The organism is Haloglomus litoreum, assembly GCF_029338515.1.
In the GTDB taxonomy this organism is placed as follows: Archaea; Halobacteriota; Halobacteria; order Halobacteriales; family Haloarculaceae; genus Haloglomus; species Haloglomus litoreum.
In genome coordinates this window covers 4,086,157-4,101,746 of record NZ_CP119988.1, presented here as the reverse complement: position 1 = coordinate 4,101,746, position 15,590 = coordinate 4,086,157, and the positions used below count along the sequence as shown (strand labels likewise).

The 15,590-nt window shown below is 68.3% G+C and carries 13 protein-coding genes; 4 read left to right on the top strand and 9 right to left on the bottom strand.

What is annotated here, in order from left to right; translation table 11 throughout:
• Positions 1 to 16: 16 nt before the first annotated feature.
• The 5 genes from P2T62_RS20515 to pdhA form a co-directional block, all read right to left on the bottom strand.
• The gene (locus P2T62_RS20515; RefSeq protein ID WP_276258879.1) at positions 17 to 1,717 is read right to left on the bottom strand and encodes an AMP-binding protein; all 1,701 of its coding nucleotides are present in this window, start codon (positions 1,715 to 1,717) and stop codon (positions 17 to 19) included.
• Between the two features lie 101 nt (positions 1,718 to 1,818).
• Complete coding sequence (locus P2T62_RS20510) at positions 1,819 to 2,583, bottom strand: acetoacetate decarboxylase family protein (RefSeq protein ID WP_276258878.1); 765 nt, start codon at positions 2,581 to 2,583, stop codon at positions 1,819 to 1,821.
• Between the two features lie 288 nt (positions 2,584 to 2,871).
• Positions 2,872 to 4,428 (bottom strand): dihydrolipoamide acetyltransferase family protein, encoded by a 1,557-nt coding sequence (locus tag P2T62_RS20505; RefSeq protein WP_276258877.1) that lies wholly within the window; start codon positions 4,426 to 4,428, stop codon positions 2,872 to 2,874.
• A gap of 2 nt (positions 4,429 to 4,430) precedes the next feature.
• Entirely contained in the window at positions 4,431 to 5,432 is a 1,002-nt protein-coding gene (locus P2T62_RS20500; RefSeq protein ID WP_276258876.1) for an alpha-ketoacid dehydrogenase subunit beta, read from the bottom strand.
• Positions 5,432 to 6,532: a pyruvate dehydrogenase (acetyl-transferring) E1 component subunit alpha gene (pdhA, locus tag P2T62_RS20495; RefSeq protein ID WP_276258875.1), complete on the bottom strand. Its 1,101-nt coding sequence runs from the start codon at positions 6,530 to 6,532 to the stop codon at positions 5,432 to 5,434. The genes P2T62_RS20500 and pdhA overlap by 1 nt, the downstream gene beginning before the upstream one ends.
• Before the next feature lie 247 nt (positions 6,533 to 6,779).
• Between pdhA and P2T62_RS20490 the strand changes: the two genes are divergently transcribed.
• The 3 genes from P2T62_RS20490 to P2T62_RS20480 are packed head-to-tail and all read left to right on the top strand — an operon-like array spanning position 6,780 to position 9,894.
• Complete coding sequence (locus tag P2T62_RS20490; protein WP_276258874.1) at positions 6,780 to 8,051, top strand: TRAP transporter substrate-binding protein; 1,272 nt, start codon at positions 6,780 to 6,782, stop codon at positions 8,049 to 8,051.
• Between the two features lie 6 nt (positions 8,052 to 8,057).
• Complete coding sequence (locus P2T62_RS20485) at positions 8,058 to 8,615, top strand: TRAP transporter small permease (RefSeq protein ID WP_276258873.1); 558 nt, start codon at positions 8,058 to 8,060, stop codon at positions 8,613 to 8,615.
• 1 nt (position 8,616) lies between these two features.
• Positions 8,617 to 9,894 carry a TRAP transporter large permease gene (locus P2T62_RS20480; RefSeq protein WP_276258872.1) on the top strand — a complete coding sequence of 426 codons (1,278 nt, stop codon included), beginning with the start codon at positions 8,617 to 8,619 and terminating at the stop codon, positions 9,892 to 9,894.
• 20 nt (positions 9,895 to 9,914) lie between these two features.
• Here the strand turns inward: P2T62_RS20480 and P2T62_RS20475 are convergent, their stop codons facing one another.
• Positions 9,915 to 11,105 (bottom strand): alpha-hydroxy-acid oxidizing protein, encoded by a 1,191-nt coding sequence (locus tag P2T62_RS20475; protein ID WP_276258871.1) that lies wholly within the window; start codon positions 11,103 to 11,105, stop codon positions 9,915 to 9,917.
• Between the two features lie 278 nt (positions 11,106 to 11,383).
• Between P2T62_RS20475 and P2T62_RS20470 the strand changes: the two genes are divergently transcribed.
• Positions 11,384 to 12,802 (top strand): FAD-binding oxidoreductase, encoded by a 1,419-nt coding sequence (locus P2T62_RS20470; protein WP_276258870.1) that lies wholly within the window; start codon positions 11,384 to 11,386, stop codon positions 12,800 to 12,802.
• 27 nt (positions 12,803 to 12,829) lie between these two features.
• Here P2T62_RS20470 and P2T62_RS20465 read toward each other — a convergent pair whose 3' ends face one another.
• From P2T62_RS20465 to P2T62_RS20455, 3 genes are read right to left on the bottom strand one after another with little or no spacing between them, the layout of a single operon-like run.
• Positions 12,830 to 13,600 carry an ABC transporter ATP-binding protein gene (locus P2T62_RS20465; protein WP_276258869.1) on the bottom strand — a complete coding sequence of 257 codons (771 nt, stop codon included), beginning with the start codon at positions 13,598 to 13,600 and terminating at the stop codon, positions 12,830 to 12,832.
• Positions 13,597 to 14,676 carry a branched-chain amino acid ABC transporter permease gene (locus P2T62_RS20460; RefSeq protein WP_276258868.1) on the bottom strand — a complete coding sequence of 360 codons (1,080 nt, stop codon included), beginning with the start codon at positions 14,674 to 14,676 and terminating at the stop codon, positions 13,597 to 13,599. The genes P2T62_RS20465 and P2T62_RS20460 overlap by 4 nt, the downstream gene beginning before the upstream one ends.
• Entirely contained in the window at positions 14,677 to 15,570 is an 894-nt protein-coding gene (locus tag P2T62_RS20455) for a branched-chain amino acid ABC transporter permease (RefSeq protein WP_276258867.1), read from the bottom strand.
• Positions 15,571 to 15,590 lie beyond the last annotated feature (20 nt).

Sequence of the window (15,590 nt, the reverse complement as noted above, 5' to 3'; positions counted from 1 at the left end):
GGCTGTGGCCGGGGACTCACTCCAGGTCGTGCCGCTCGACCAGCTCCTGGCGGAGCTTGTACTTCTCCATCTTGTTCGTCGCGGTGGTCGGGATTTCCGCGACGAACGTGATGTATCGCGGGCGCATGAACTCGGGCATCCGGTCCTCGAGGTAGCGCCGGAGTTCGGCCTCGCTCAGCTGTGCGCCCTCGGCGGTCTCGACGGCGACCGCCACCTCGTCCTCGTCACCCTCGTCTGCCGGGACCGGGAACGCGGCCGAGCGCTCGACGGCGTCGTGGCTGTTGACGAGGCTCTGGACCTGCTCGGAGGAGATGTTCTCCCCGTGGCGGCGGATCGCGGCGCCCATCCGGTCCACGAAGTAGAACTGCCCCGCCTCGTCGCGATACATCGCATCGCCCGTGTGGTACCACAGGTTCCGCCACGAGGCCACCGTCTCCGTCGGTTTCCCGTCGTACTCCTTGAACAGTATCGCGGCCCGCTTCGGTCGGGCGACGAGTTCGCCGACCTCGCCGGTCGGAACCGGCTCGTCCCGCTCGTCGACGATCGCCAGCTCCAGGTTCGGACGCCCCTCGCCGCTGCCGAGCCAGCCGTCACCGGGCACGCTCTCGACGATGGGGACGCCCAGCTCCAGTCCGGTGTCGAGCACCTCGTCGGGAGCCATCCCCCGCCGGAGCCGTTCCGGCGTCATGAACTCGTCGTCGAAGCAGCGGACGAGTCCGGCGAGTGCGTTGCCCACCTCCGTCGAGCCGTACGCGGTCTGTACGATGTCGAACCCGAACCGGTCGGCGATCTCGTCGTAGTTCTCCGGCAGCGGGGCCATGAGCACCTTGTCGAGGCTGTTCTCCGAATCGGTCGCCCGCTCCGGGCGGTTCATCAGCCACGGAATCATCGAGGAGACCAGCATCGTCCGGGAGGCCTGTGCCCGGTCGATACGGTCCCAGAACCTGTCCGGGCTGAAACGGTCCCACAGGCTCACCGACGCGCCCGCCATCATCGCCCCCAGGATGTCGTTGTACAGTCCGCCCACGTGGTAGAGCGGGAGGCTGGTGTGGGTCACGTCCTCGGGGGACTGCAGCCGCCACCCCAGCTCCGCGTAGTTCGAGAGTATCCACCGGTGTTGCTGGCAGACCCCCTTCGGCTGGCCGGTCGTCCCGGAGGTGTACAGGACGCTCGCCACGTCGTCCCACGCGGTGTCGACGTCGGGGCTCTCGGGACTTCCCTCGAGGAGTTCCTCGAACGGTATCGTCTCGAAGCCGTCGGGCGGGGGGGCGCTCTCGGCGTCCGTCTCGACCACCGCGAGCCGGGGCGTCGTGGTCAAATCGGGGGCGACCTCGTCAAGTCGGTCCAGGAAGCGGTCCTCGATGACGAGGGCCTCGGGCGCGGTATCGTCGAGCTGGTAGGACAGCGTCGCTCCCCTGTACGCGTCGTTGATCGGGGAGTAGATCATCCCGCCCTTGACGATGCCGAAGAACGCACACAGGGCGGTGAAGTGCGTCTCGACCATCACGGAGACCCGGCCACCCCGGCCGACACCGGCCTCGCGTAACGAGTTCCCGATGGCGTTGGCGATGCGGTCCATCTCGCGGTACGAGACGGATCGCTCCTCGGGACCGTAGAGGACGAACCGCTCGTCGGGAATCGCCTCGGCCCGGTTCTCCAGGGCCGTATCGACCGTCAGCTGTTCCGGTGGCTCGTCGTCGAACTCGAGGGGTGGCATATGCTCGGAACGGCAGTGTCGCTCCGTCAAATAGGTTTGCCCCCGGGGCGCCGTCCACGGCGTGCGAGCGACCGCGCTTCGACCGGGAGCGCCCCCGACGGTCAGTCGTAGCGCTCCCAGACGACCTCCCCGTGTGGGAGGATGAACTCCGGCCGGACGTAGAACGCGTCGACGATGTCGCCCTGGTCGGGCTGGAACTCGTGGAGGAACGGATACTTGGGGGTCGGGGTGAGTTCGACCGTGGCGTCCCCGGCCCAGACCTCGTGCATGACCGAGTCCTCGAGCTCCGTCGCGATGACCTGCTTGAGCACCTTCCCGCCCCGCTCCGGGCTCGGCACCTTCTTCACCCCGTAGGAGGGGCCCTCGAACAGTTCGGCGAGGCGCTTCAGCAGCGCGCCCTCCTCCCCTGGCGCGCTGGTCGACCGGAACTTGATGGTGAGTATCGAGTCCCCGTCGCGTTCCAGGTCGCCGCGGATGCGATTGCCGTCGATCCGGATGGGCGTGTCGTCGCAGTACTGCTTGTACCAGCCGTACAGCCGCCCCACGTCCATCGCCTCGTCGTTGTCCGTCCAGATGTACGGCAGGTACCAGCCCACCTGGCCGTCGAACTCGACCTTCACCGAGACGATGCCCTCGTGGTAGCGCGTGTGGGTGTGGGGCGGCTGGATGGGATCACCCACGGCGATGCGGACGCGGGGGCCGTCACCCTGGGCGAGTTCGAGCGGTTCCGGGACCGCCCGCTCGAGCACGTCGTCCGGGCGGTCGTAGAACACGTACAGGTACTGTGAATCGGGTTCCATCCGGTACGGCGGCGGTGGGATGGCCGGCGCACCGGGCGGCAGCATCCATCCTTCGTCGGTCGTCATGATGTGACAGCACACGCATCGCCCCAGGTGCTGAAGTAGCTTGTGCCGGACGGACGGGAACGGGGACGCGGCACTCGTCTGGGTGCGGCTGCATGGGCCCCTCACCGGGTCGAGCGACTGGCTCCGTTGACTCCTGCCGTAGTGGCGCCCGTCCCACGATGCGACACGCCGAGCGAGCACGATGGGGTCCCGCGGTACGCGCCTGCCGGAATAACATGTGAATAGTTCGATTAAAACTATAATCTGGAGGATAGATCGATAAATCCTGATATAAATGCCGGAGTCGGTTCAGAGCAGGAGGCGGTAGGGGTCCTCCAGCCGTTCGATGAGGTCGCTCGCGAACCGGCCCCCGTCGAGCCCGTCGGCGACGCGGTGGTCGAACGACACCGACAGCGGCATCGTGTACCGCGGGACGACCGAGCCCGGAACGCTCCCGTCGTCCGCGAACGGTGTCCCCGTCTCCCCCTCGTCCACGACGCGGGGTCGCGGCTTGAGCTCCCCGAGCCCGAGGATGCCGGTCTGCGGGTAGTTGAGGATGGGCGTGGCGTAGTTCCCGGCGATGGCACCCCAGTTCGAGACGGTGAACGTCCCGCCCTGGAGTTCCTCGGGCGAGAGCGACCGCTCTCGGGCCCGCTCGGCGAGGTCGTTGACCTCCGCCGCGAGTTCGAGGATGCCCTTCTGGTCGACGTCCTCGACGACGGGCACGAGGAGCCCCTCCTCGGTCGCGGTCGCGACGCCGATGTGGTAGTAGCGCTTCCGGATGATCTCCCCGTTCTCCTCGTCGAGCTCCGCGTTGAGGTTCGGATTGGCCCGGAGCGCGGCGACGGTCGCCTTCAGCACGAACGGCATGTACGTCAGCCGGATGCCCCGCTGTTCGGCCTCCGCGGCCAGCTCCTCGCGGACCCTGACCAGTTCGGTCACGTCCGGGTGATGGTGGGCCGTGACGTGGGGCGCCGTGAACTTCGCGGTCGTCATCCGCTCGCCGATGGTCCGCCGGAGGCCACGGTACGGTATCCGCTCGACGCGTTCTTCGTCGCCGGTGGCGGCCGCCGCCTCGGGCTGCTCCGTGGGGGTCGCCGCCTCGGCCGCCTGCTCGTGCTCCGCTGCGGCGGCGAACTGCCGGACCTGCTCGGTCGTGACGAGCGCGTACCCCTTGTGCTCGGCGTCGGTCGGCACGGTGTCGATATCCACGCCGAGGTCGCGAGCGACCCCCCTGGTCGACGGTCTGGCGGCGGTCCGGTCGCGGTCGGCCGTCGCCGGAGCGGCCTCCACGACCGGCTCGGCGGCGGTCGCGTCCCCGGACGCCGCTGCGGGCTCCGGTTCCGCCCCGGTGTCGGCTGCGCCGTCGCCCGCCGCGGCGGCGCGCACGTCGGCCTCGGAGACGCGGCCGCCGGGACCGCTGCCGGCGACGGTCTCGATGTCGACACCGAGTTCGCGGGCCAGGCGGCGGGCCGAGGGCGCCGCGAAGACGCGACCGCCCTTCGCCGACACCTCGCCGCCGGACTCGCCGTCGGTGCCGGCATCGGTCGGTGTGTCGGCCTCGGCGACGGCGGACTCGTCCGGTTCGGGCTCGGTGCCCCCCTCGTCGACCGGTTCGACGGGCTCGCCTTCGACATCGAACGTGATGATGACCTCGCCGACGGGGACCATCTCGCCCGCCTCGGCCAGTATCTCGCGGACGGTCCCGTTGACGGGGGCGGGGACCTCGACGACGGCCTTGTCGGTCTCGACCTCGGCGACGGGCTGGTCCTCGGTGACGGTGTCACCCTCCTCGACCAGCCAGGTGACGATCTCGGCCTCGGTCAGCCCCTCGCCGACGTCGGGGAGTTTGAACTCGCGGACCATCGTCAGAACCCCGCAGCGTTGCGGATGCCGTGCTCGATACGCGTCACGCCCGGGCGGTAGAAGTCCTCGGAGGCGTACAGCGGGTAGTGCGTGTCCCAGCCGGTGATGCGCTCGATGGGGGCCTCCTGCAGCAGCAGCGACTCCTCCTGGATGGTCGCGGTGATCTCGGCGGCCATCCCGGCGGTGTAGGGGGCCTCGTGGACGACGGCGGCCCGACCGGTCTTCTCGAACGACGAGACGATCGTGTCGACGTCCATCGGCGAGATGGTCCGCAGGTCGACCACCTCGCAGTCGATCCCCTCCTCGGCCAGGTTCTCGGCGGCCTCCAGCGTCGGTGCCACCATCCCGCCCCAGGCGAAGACGGTGACGTCCGTGCCCTCGCGGCGGACCGCGGCCTCGCCCAGCGGAACGGTGTACGAGTCCGTCGGGACGGCCTCACGGGAGGCCCGGTAGCGGCTCTTCGGCTCGAGGAAGATGACCGGATCCGGATCGCGGATCGAGGCGGTCAGCAGTCCCTTCGTATCGTACGGGGTCGACGGGATGACCACCTTCAGCCCGGGCATGTGCGCGAACATCGCCTCCGTGGACTCGGAGTGGTGCTCGGGCGCGTGGACGCCGCCACCGTACGGCGCCCGGACGACCAGCGGGACGTTGAAACTCGACTGCGAGCGGGTCCGGAGTCGGGCGGCGTGCGAGACGATCTGGTCGAACGCGAGGTAGATGAACCCCATGAACTGGATCTCGGCCACCGGACGGAGGCCGAAGGCGGCCATCCCGACCGCGGTGCCGGCGATGGCACTCTCGGCCAGCGGCGTGTCGATGACCCGCTCGGCGCCGTACTCGTCGTAGAGGCCCTCTGTCGCGCGGAAGACCCCGTCGTTGACGCCGACGTCCTCGCCGAGGACGACGACCCGGTCGTCGCGCGCCATCTCGTCGTGGAGCGCATCGCGGACGGCCTGTACCAGCGTGAGATTCGTCGTTTCCGTTGTTTCGGTTCCGGACATTAGTGTGTGAACGCGTCGTCGCCGTACTCCTCGCGGAGCATCTGGAGTTCCTCGCGCTGTGCCTGCAGTCGCGGCGTCGGCTCCGCGAAGGTGTGGTCGAACATGTTGGTGGGCTCCGGCCGGTCGACGGACTCGGCGATGTCGATGGCCTCGTTCACCTCGTCGGCGACCTGCTGTTCGATGGTCTCGAGCAGTTCGGCGTCCAGCCGGCCGGTGTCGCGGAGGAACGTCTCCATCCGGGGGATGGGGTCGCGCTGCTCCCACCGTTCCAGTTCCTCGTCCTCGCGGTAGACCGACGGGTCGTCGGAGGTCGTGTGTGGGCCGAACCGGTAGGTGAGCGCCTCGATGAGCGTCGGTCGGAGCTCGCCCTCGGGCGGGTCCCGGGCCTTCTCGATGGCCTCGTGGGTCACCTGATACACCGCGAGCGGGTCCATCCCGTCCACCCGGACGCCCTCGAAGCCGTAGGCATCGGCCTTCTGTGCCAGCGTCCGGCTCTTGGTCTGCTGGTCGGGCCCGATGGAGATGGCCCACTGGTTGTTGTTGATGAAGAACACCGTCGGCGTGTCGAAGACGCCCGCGAAGTTCAGTCCCTCGTGGAAGTCGCCCTCGGAGGTGCCCCCATCGCCGAAGTACGGCATGAACACGCGGTCGCTGCCCATGTACTTCGACGCCCACGCCATGCCGACGGCGTGGGGGATCTGCGTCGCGATGGGGAGCGTGACCGGGAAGACCGGCGTGTCCTCCGGAATGCGGTTCCCGCGCTCCATGCCCATGCAGTACATCAGGTGGAACTCCAGTCCGAGCCCCCGGATTCGCGACGCGATGTCGGCCCGGTGGCTGGGCAGGATCCAGTCGTCGCCCGACAGCGCGAACGCGCTGGCGGCGTGTCCCGCCTCCTGGCCCGCGATGGGGGAGTAGGTCCCCATCCGGCCCTGTCGCTGGAGCTTGATCGCCCGCTCGTCGTAGTGGCGGGCCAGTTTGAGCATCCGGAACAGCTCCAGCAGTTCGTCGTCCGTGAGGTCCGGAACCACGGCATCATCGCGAAGCTGGCCGTCCTCGTCCAGGATCTGTCGCAGTTCGGGGGCGCTGTCCCCCCTCATCTCGCTGCTCCGGTCGATCGGCTCGCGTTCCACCGTCGGCCGCCGGCGGAACGCCACTCTGCTGGTCGAACGCTGTGGGTCTCCATACTGTTGGTTGTCCACACACACCGAAGATAAAATTTGCCGTCAACCCGCCGATCCGGTCGGATGGGGTCCAGCGCCGGAAAGATATAAGACACGCGAACAACACCTGTCAACAGATGTCATCCGGTGGCCACCACCGGCCCCGGCATCAGGTACACGCAACATGACCGATACGAACGAACTCTCACGACGAACCGTACTGCGACGATCCGGCCTGGCTGCCGGCACGGCGGGACTGGCTGGACTCGCCGGCTGCACGGGTGACGGGGGCGACGGGGGCGGTGGCGGCGGTGATGGCGGTGATGGCGGTGGCGGCGGTGATGGTGGTGATGGCGGTGGCGGCGGGACGACATCGTTCCGCGTCGCCGGCGGGTACATCGAGAAGACCCAGTGCTGGGAGTGTCTCACGCCGGGGTCGATGTTCAAGATCCCCGAGAAGGTCGAGGAGTTCTCCGACGGCAACGTGACCGCGGAGGTCATCGGCGGGGGCGAATTCTGTACGGAGACGACCTGCGCCGAGAAGGTGACGAACGGGCTGGTCCAGGTCGCCGCCGACTCCGTCGCGAACTCCTCGGGCGAGTTCCCCGAGAACAACGCCTGGCTGCTGCCGCGGCTGTTCCCGAACAATCAGTCCATCTACCACGCGCTGACCAAGCCGGCAGCCTGGGAGCAGTACTGGGTCCCGTTCGCGAAGAAGTACGGCGCCATCCCGTTCACGGTGTCGTACGCGACCCAGCGGACGCTGCTGCTCGGCAAGCAGGGCGGCAGGCAACTGGAGGGGGTCGACGAGATCACCCCCGAGATACTGTCCGGGCTGGACGTCCGCCGGTCGGCGGACACCACCTCCTCCATCATCATCGAGAGCTGGGGGGCCAACCCGGTTTCGATCCAGTTCACGGAGTTCCTGCAGGCCATGAAGGAGGGCGCCGTCGCCGGCATCATCGCCGGGCCGGGCAACATCATGAGCTTCGGCGGCGGCCCCGTCGTGACCGATGCCGTGGTGAACGAGGCCTACCACCAGATCCCCATCGAGTGGGCGAACGTGGAGTGGCTGAAGGGGCTCTCCGAGGAGAACCGGCAGGCGGTCGCGGAAGCCTCGCGGTGGATCGTCGAACAGCAGGGCCGGATCGTCGACGAGGTCAACCAGGAACGCAACGGGCAGGCCGACCCCGTCCCGGAGGGGTCGGCGTTCGCGGAGAACGACATCGACGTCCACTTCCTCAGCGACAGCGAGCTCCAGTCCTGGTGGGACCCCATCGACGTGACGGAGAACCGCGGGAAGTACAGCGACATCATCTCCCGGGCCAACGAGCTGTTCACCGGTGACGACATCGTGGACTTCCTGCACTCGACGGCGCGCGAGAGTGCCGTTCCGGACTCGCCGGACGATTTCGAACTGGACGCCTGGTGGGACGACTACATCGACCAGCTCTGAGAGCGCATGAACGCTCTCATATCCATCCTCGCAGCGGCGACCACGGCGCTGGACTCCGACCGCGTCAGGCGTGCCCTCGACAACTTCGAGGGGTACCTCGCCGCCCTGCTGCTGTTCGTCTACCTGTTCATCATCCTCTACGACGTCGGCACGCGGAACTTCGGGCGCCCGCCGGTGTGGGGGCAGGAGGTCGTCCTCGGGCTGTTCATCTGGCTGGCCTGGCTCTCGACGGCCTATGCGGTCCGGACGAACAGCCACCTCCGGTTCACCCTCGTGTTCGAGCGGCTCTCCCAGCGTGGCGTGTACGCGGTGTACGTGCTCGAGTGGGTGCTCTGGGTCGCGTTCGCGGGTGTCATCTTCTGGTACTCGCTCGACATCACCGCGAACGTCATGGAGACCGGGACGACCGTGGTCGGGCTCCCGATCCCGGTGTGGCTGTTCCGCGCCTCGATCCCCGTCGGGTTCGGCCTGATACTGCTTCGGGTCGCACAGCGGGCCGTCATCACGACGCGCGCGTTCCGGGCGGGCGAGGAGATCGGGACCGATGTCGGGCTAGGTGAGTGAGATGGCGGTCGTCGACCCGCTGATACTCCTCACCCTGTTCGCGATCCTGCTGTTCGTCATCGGGGTCCCCATCCTGCTGGTGTTCGGCGCCTGGACGGTCGGCTTCACGTACCTCGTCGACCTCTTCCAGTTCCTCAACCTGCCGCTGGTCGCGTACAACCAGCTCGACAGCTACCCCCTGGTCGCGGTGCCGCTGTTCATCGTCATCGGGACGCTCATCAGCGAGTTCCAGATCTCCGACGATATCATCGCGTTCGCCCGCTCGCTCATCGGCTGGCTCCCCGGTAGCACGGCGAACACGTCGTTGCTGATGGCCGGCATCTTCGCGGCCATCACCGGCTCGAACTCCGCCACCACCGCGGCGGTCGGCGAGGCACTGTACGACGACCTGGAGGCGGAGGAGTACGAGCCGAGGTTCGCGGCCGCCACCATCGCCTCCGGCGGCACGCTGGGTATCATCATCCCGCCGAGCATCCTGTTCATCCTCTACGGGGCCCTGTTCAACGTCTCCATCGCGGACCTGTTCCTGGCGGGCATCATCCCCGGCATCCTGATGCTCGGCGGGCTCACGGCGGTCGCGACGGTCCAGTCCTACCGGCACGGCTACGGGCGGGAGCGAACGCCGTTCAGCCCGACGGATGTCGTCCGTCAGGCCTGGCGGGCGAAGTACGCTCTCCTCGCCATCGTGATCCTCCTGGGGGGGATCTACAGCGGCACGTTCACCCCCACGGAATCAGCGGCTGTCGCGACCGGCTACATCCTGCTCGTCGGGCTGGTCACCGCGCGGTTCACGGAGTTCAACCAGTTACTGCGCGGGATGACCACCGCGATCACCATCCAGGGGATCATCATCCCCATCTACGTGGCGTCGGTCATGATCCAGCAGAACCTCTCGTTCCTGGGACTCCAGCGGGCCATCGCCGACGCGATCCAGGCGCTGGGGTCACCCTGGCTCGTCGGCGCCGCGATGGTGGTGGTGATGCTGCTCAGCGGCTCCTTCCTGGCGAGCGTCCCGAACATGATCCTCATCGCCCCGCTGCTGGCGCCCATCGCGGCCACGCTCGGCCTCTCGCCCGTGATGTGGGGCGTCGTGTTCATGATGAGTGACGCCATCGGCTTCATCACCCCGCCGTACGGGCTCAACCTCTACATCATCAGCAGCCTGACCGGCATCGACTACATCAGGGTGGCCCTGGCTGCGGTGCCGTACCTCGCCGTCCTCGTCGTCATCTGGCTCACCTTCTTCATCTTCCCGGAGCTCAACGTGCTCGTGGGCTGAGCACGGTCCCGGGACCACCCTCACACACCATCGGTGGACTCCCAGAGTGCCGCGCGGTCGAGGTCCGCCACGTCGCTGTAGCCGGCGAGGCCGAGCCCGATGTCGAGGTCGCCGAGGAAGTTCCTGAGTACGTCCCGGACGCCGTCCTCGCCGGCCAGCGCCAGGCCGTAGATGTACGGGCGCCCGATGGCGACGGCGTCGGCGCCGAGTGCGAGCGCCGTGAGTGCGTCCGGGCCGCGGCGGATCCCGCTGTCGAAGACGACCGGTACCTGCCCGTCGACGGCCTCGGCGATCCGCGGCAGCGCCTGGAGGGCACCGACGGCCCCGTCGAGCTGGCGGCCCCCGTGGTTCGAGACGACGAGCCCGTCGACGCCGTGGTCGAGCGCCGATACCGCGTCGTCGGGGTGGAGCACCCCCTTCAGCAGGATCGGGAGGTCCGTGCGCTCCCGGAGCCAGGCGAGGTCGTCCCAGGTGAGCGATGCGTCCGTGAACGAGGCGAGGTACTGCTCGACCACCTGTTCCGGGTGGTCCGACAGGGGCTGGTCGACCGCCGCGCGGAAGACCGGATCCGTGGTGTAGTTGGCCAGCCCCTCGCCCCGGAGCGGTGGCAGCGCGGCCTCGTCGGCGTCGCGCTCGCGCCACCCGGTCAGCGGCATGTCCACCGTGACGACCAGCGCGTCGTAGCCGGCCTCCTCTGCGCGTCCGACGAAGCTCTCCACCAGCTCGCGGTCGGGCCCCCAGTAGAGCTGGAACAGCTTCGGGGTCTCGCCCATCGCCCCGGCCACCTCCTCCAGCGGCCGGGAGGAGACCGTGCTCACGATGTACGGGATGCCGAGCGACGCGGCGGCCCTGGCGGTCGCCAGCTCGCCGTCGTCGTGGTGGATGGCCTGTGCGCCGATGGGCGCCAGCATGACTGGTGCGGGCAGCGTCCGGCCGAGGAACTCCGTCGAGAGGTCGCGCGCGGCCACGTCGCGGAGCACGCGGGGGACGAGCTGCCACCGGTCGAACGCCCGCCGATTCGACCGCATCGTTCCACCGCCGCCCGCGCCCCCCTCGACGAACGTCCGGACGTCGGCCGCCATCGCGTCCAGCGCCTGCCGTTCCAGTTCCTCGGCCGAGAGCGGGACCGACGGGCCCTCACCCTCGATGTAGATCTCCTGCTGCAGGGCCGGGCCGATACCGTCGAGCCGGTCGGCGTCCTCGTCGGTCATGTGCTGGCGGGTCGCGTCCTGTCGGCATCAATCTTCGCCCGCCGCCAACCGTCGGTGGTGTGACTATAGCCATCACGAGCCTGTGTCAACCACGGAACCCGGTCGATAGAATAACGCCCTTAGCTCGTTATCTTTATCGGTACGGGACGGGCGTGATGTCTTTGTTACCAACGGTGCTGGGGCAATACAAAAACTGCCTGGAGGGGCGTCGAGGACGGCCGGACGGGGTGTCACACGTCGGCACATGAACTATACCCCTGTGGGTCGGAGGGGTGGGCATGCCACACGACTGCTCGTTCGTTGGTGAGATACTGCCATCGGATCAGATCTCGTTCGGGGACGCGGAGCGCGAGAATCACGCCGCCGACTGGTGGGCCGGCGAGGTCGGCATCGGCGTCGTCCCGGAGGTCGTGGTCTGGCCGGAGTCGACGGAGGAGGTGGCCGCGGTCATCCGGGCCGCCAACGAACACGATGTACCGGTGACCCCCTGGGCCGCGGGGACCTCCGTCGAGGGGAACGCGGTCCCGAAGTTCGACGGCATCAGCATGGACCTGACCCGGATGGACGCGATCCTGGAGGTCCGCCCGGACGACTTCCAGATCGACGTGCAGCCGGGGATCATCGGGTCGGAGGTGAACGAGGCGGTCGCCAGCCACGGACTGGTCTTCCCCTCGATGCCCTCCTCGGCCGACCTCTCGACCATCGGGGGGATGATCGCCAACGACGCCTCCGGACAGCAGACCGTCAAGTACGGCGAGGTCGGGGACTGGGTCCTCGGCCTGGAGGTGGTGACCGGTGAAGGTGCGGTGATGACCTGCGGGTCGCGGGCGGTCAAGACCTCCTCCGGCTACAACCTGAAGGACCTCCTCATCGGATCGGAGGGGATGCTCGGCGTGGTCACGCGGGCGACGCTCCGGCTCGACGGGCTGCCGGAGCAGAAACGCGGCGGCCGAGCGGTGTTCGCGGACCTCGACGACGCCTCGGAGGCCATCTACGATGCCGTCCGTTCGGGCGTCGACGTCGCGAAGATCGAGCTCATCGACGCGCTATCCGCCCGGATGGCCAACGCGCACCTGGACACCGGCCTCCCGGACGCGCCGATGATCTTCGTGGAGTTCCACGCCGACCACGGTATCGAGGAGGAGGTGGCGTTCTGCCGCTCCATCTTCGAGGCCCACGACGTCCAGCAGTTCGAGGTCGGCGACGAGGCCAGCGCCGCGGAGCTCTGGAAGATCCGGGACGAACTCGGCTTCGCCGTCCAGGGGTACGACCCGGACCTCACGCCGATGCATCCCGGCGACGTGACCGTCCCCATCTCCGAGTACCCGCCGCTGGTCCGGTACGCCAAGGAGCTGGGCGAGGAGTACGACCTGCTGGTCCCGACGTTCGGTCACGCGGGCGACGGGAACCTCCACTACACCGTGCTGGTGGACCAGTCCGACGAGGAGATGGTCGAGCGGGGCGAGCGTGTCTACGAGGCCGTCCTCGAGCGGGCACTGGATGTCGGCGGCACCTGTACCGGCGAGCACGGGATCGGGATGGGGAAACAGCAGTACCTCGAGCGCGAACACGGCGAGGTCGCGGTGGAGATGATGCGACGGGTCAAGCGGGCGTTCGACCCGAACGACATCCTCAACCCGGGGAAGATGTTCCCGGAGACCGCCGAAGAGGGCGGTCGCGTCCGGTTCGAGCACTGAGGAACGGGGCGAGGACAGGGGTGTCGGTCACGTGGACTGGAGCGTGTCGCCGAGGTAGGCGTCGATGACCTCGTCGTCGCTGACGACGGCCTCGGGCTCGCCCTCGGTGAGGACGCGTCCGTTGTGGAGCACGACCAGCCGGTCGCAGACCTCGACGAGGGTCTCGATCTCGTGCTCGACGATGAGGAAGGTCATCCCGTCCTCGTTCAACTCGACGATGCGCTCGACGAGTTTGCGCTCGAGCGTCGGGTTGACGCCGGCGAACGGCTCGTCGAGCAGGATCAGCTCCGGGTCGGACATCAGCACGCGGCCCAGTGCAAGGAGCTTCCGCTGGCCGCCGGAGAGCTTGCTGGCGTACTCGTCTGCCAGCTCCGAGAGTTCGAGGAAGTCGACGAGTTCGGCCACCCGCTCCAGCGTCTCGCGCTCGCGCTCGCGGACCGCTTGCGTCCGGACGAGTGCCCCGCTGACCGTCTCGCCGGGGTGGTTGCTGGCGCCGAGTGCCAGGTTCTCCTCGACGGTCATCGCGCCGAGTTCGCGGGACATCTGGAACGTCCGGACCATCCCGCGCCGGGCGATACTGGCCGGCCGCAGGCCCGTGATGTCCGCGCCGTCGAACCGGACGCTCCCCTCGTCGGGCCGCCGGACGCCGGTGACCACGTTGAAGAACGTGCTCTTGCCGGCCCCGTTCGGGCCGATGAGCCCGACGAGTTCGCCCTCGTCGATGGAGACGGAGACGTCGTCGAGGGCCTGCAGCCCGGCGAACCGCTTCCCGACGCCACTGGCCTCGAACAGGCTCATTCGTGAACCTCCAGTTCCGCCGGGTTCCCCCAGATGCCCTCCGGGCGGTACCGCATCACCAGCACCAGTACCAGGCCGATGATCATCTGGCTGACCGCGCCGAACCGGACGTTCGGTATCAGGTCGGTCACGCCGCTCGAGACGAACCGGAGCGACAGGTTGAGCGCGAGGATGATCGCCAGCCCCGCGAGGACGCTCCGGTTGTTGCCCGAGCCGCCCAGCAGCATCCCGACCCAGACGATGATCGTGATGTGGAGGCCGAAGAAGTCCGGCGTGATCGAGCCCCGGTGGGTCGACAGCAGGATGCCGGCGATGCCGGCCATCACCGCCCCGAACAGGAACGCCTGGACCTTGTAGCGGAAGGTCCGCTTCCCGAGGGTCTGGGAGACCAGCTCGTCCGACCGGATCGAGCGGAGGACCCGACCGTAGGGCCCTTCGGTCAGCCGCTGGCTGACCGCGTACCCGACGAGGACGAAGCTGATCACCAGCAGCAGCGTCGTCACCAGCCGGTTCTGGTACGTGCCGGCGAGGCCGTCGAGGAGCTCCGGGATGCCGTAGATACCGTTCGTCCCGCCGGTGATGCCGTCGAACGACTCGATGAGCTCGATGCCGACCAGCAGCGCCGCGAGCGTGACGATGGCGAGGAAGTCGTCGCGCAGCCGGAGCGCCACGACCCCGAACGCCAGTCCGAGCACGAGTACAGCGACGAGCACGGCGACCACCCCGACCGGCCAGGCCAGGCCCAGCCCCCCGAACGCCGCGGCGTCCGAGGTGACGAGCGCGAACGTGTACCCGCCGAGCATGAAGAAGACCAGATAGCCGAAGTTGACGAGGCCGGTGTTGCCGAACTGGACGTTCAGCCCGAGCACGAGCAGTGCATAGACCCCCCACGTGATGCCCGTCTCGATGAAGACGAGGCTCGCGTTGGGGACCGAAACCACGAGGCTGCTGAACAGGAACCCGAGCGTCAGCACGAACAGCCCGACGCCGAGCGCGGCGATGAGCCTGGTCCGTTCGCCGACCTGATCGAAGTCGGTCGTGCCACCGAGCCGCTCGCGCAGCGAGTCGGTCGCCATCTACGCCACCTCCCGCATCTTGGTCACCTCGGCGCCCGCGATGCCGCCCGGCCTGACGAGCAGGACGAGGAACAGCACCACGAACGCGACGGTGGTCCCGAGGTTGGTGCCCCACGCGGGGAGGAGCATACCCGTGGAGATGGCGATCGTCAGCCCGAGGACGTACGCGCCGGCGATGGCGCCGTAGACGCTCCCCGCGCCGCCGAGGATGGCCGCCGCGATGACGATGATGATCTGCTGGAAGCCCAGGCTCGGGATGGCGAACAGGGGGAACGTCAGCAGGAACCCCGCCAGCCCGCCCATGGCCGAGGAGATGAGCCAGATGTAGTGGCGCAGCCGGTCCGTGTCGATACCGGTCACGAGGGCGAGGTCCTCGTTGGCGCCCATCGCCCGGAGCGCGGTCCCCAGCGTCGTCCGTGTCAGCAGCAGGTGCAGCAGGACGAACGAGGCGGCCGCGATGCCGATGACCAGCGGCGTGTAGCTGGCCATCGTCACGCCGCCGACGGTCACGGTCTCGGAGACGAAGCCGAGGTCCAGATACCGTGGCGTCGGCGACGCGGTGATCTGGATGCCGAACCGGAGCAACAGCCCCACGCCGATGGATGTCACCAGCAGCGGGATGGGGCCGGCCTCCCGGATCGGCATGAAGAACGTCCGGGCGACGGCCCAGCCCGCGGCTGCGGACACGAGCGGGACGAGCACCAGCGCACCGATCAGCGGCAGCCCGAGCGCGTTGACCGACAGCACGCCGACGTAGGCACCGATGACCATGAACTCCGCATGTGCGAAGTTGATCATATCGGTGAAGCCGTAGACGAGCGTGATGCCGATCGCGGCCACGGCGATGAACGATCCCGTCTCGAGACCGGAGATGACGAGGTCAACGAGTGCCATTGCTGGTGCTGAGGGGGGAG

Coding starts and splice junctions, on each gene's coding strand:
- P2T62_RS20485 (WP_276258873.1), top strand. CDS start 8,058: ATGAACGCTCTCATATCCATCCTCGCAGCGGCGACCACGGCGCTGGAC.
- pdhA (WP_276258875.1), bottom strand. CDS start 6,532: ATGAGGGGGGACAGCGCCCCCGAACTGCGACAGATCCTGGACGAGGAC.
- P2T62_RS20490 (WP_276258874.1), top strand. CDS start 6,780: ATGACCGATACGAACGAACTCTCACGACGAACCGTACTGCGACGATCC.
- P2T62_RS20455 (WP_276258867.1), bottom strand. CDS start 15,570: ATGGCACTCGTTGACCTCGTCATCTCCGGTCTCGAGACGGGATCGTTC.
- P2T62_RS20480 (WP_276258872.1), top strand. CDS start 8,617: ATGGCGGTCGTCGACCCGCTGATACTCCTCACCCTGTTCGCGATCCTG.
- P2T62_RS20475 (WP_276258871.1), bottom strand. CDS start 11,105: ATGACCGACGAGGACGCCGACCGGCTCGACGGTATCGGCCCGGCCCTG.
- P2T62_RS20515 (WP_276258879.1), bottom strand. CDS start 1,717: ATGCCACCCCTCGAGTTCGACGACGAGCCACCGGAACAGCTGACGGTC.
- P2T62_RS20505 (WP_276258877.1), bottom strand. CDS start 4,428: ATGGTCCGCGAGTTCAAACTCCCCGACGTCGGCGAGGGGCTGACCGAG.
- P2T62_RS20510 (WP_276258878.1), bottom strand. CDS start 2,583: ATGACGACCGACGAAGGATGGATGCTGCCGCCCGGTGCGCCGGCCATC.
- P2T62_RS20500 (WP_276258876.1), bottom strand. CDS start 5,432: ATGTCCGGAACCGAAACAACGGAAACGACGAATCTCACGCTGGTACAG.
- P2T62_RS20460 (WP_276258868.1), bottom strand. CDS start 14,676: ATGGCGACCGACTCGCTGCGCGAGCGGCTCGGTGGCACGACCGACTTC.
- P2T62_RS20465 (WP_276258869.1), bottom strand. CDS start 13,600: ATGAGCCTGTTCGAGGCCAGTGGCGTCGGGAAGCGGTTCGCCGGGCTG.
- P2T62_RS20470 (WP_276258870.1), top strand. CDS start 11,384: ATGCCACACGACTGCTCGTTCGTTGGTGAGATACTGCCATCGGATCAG.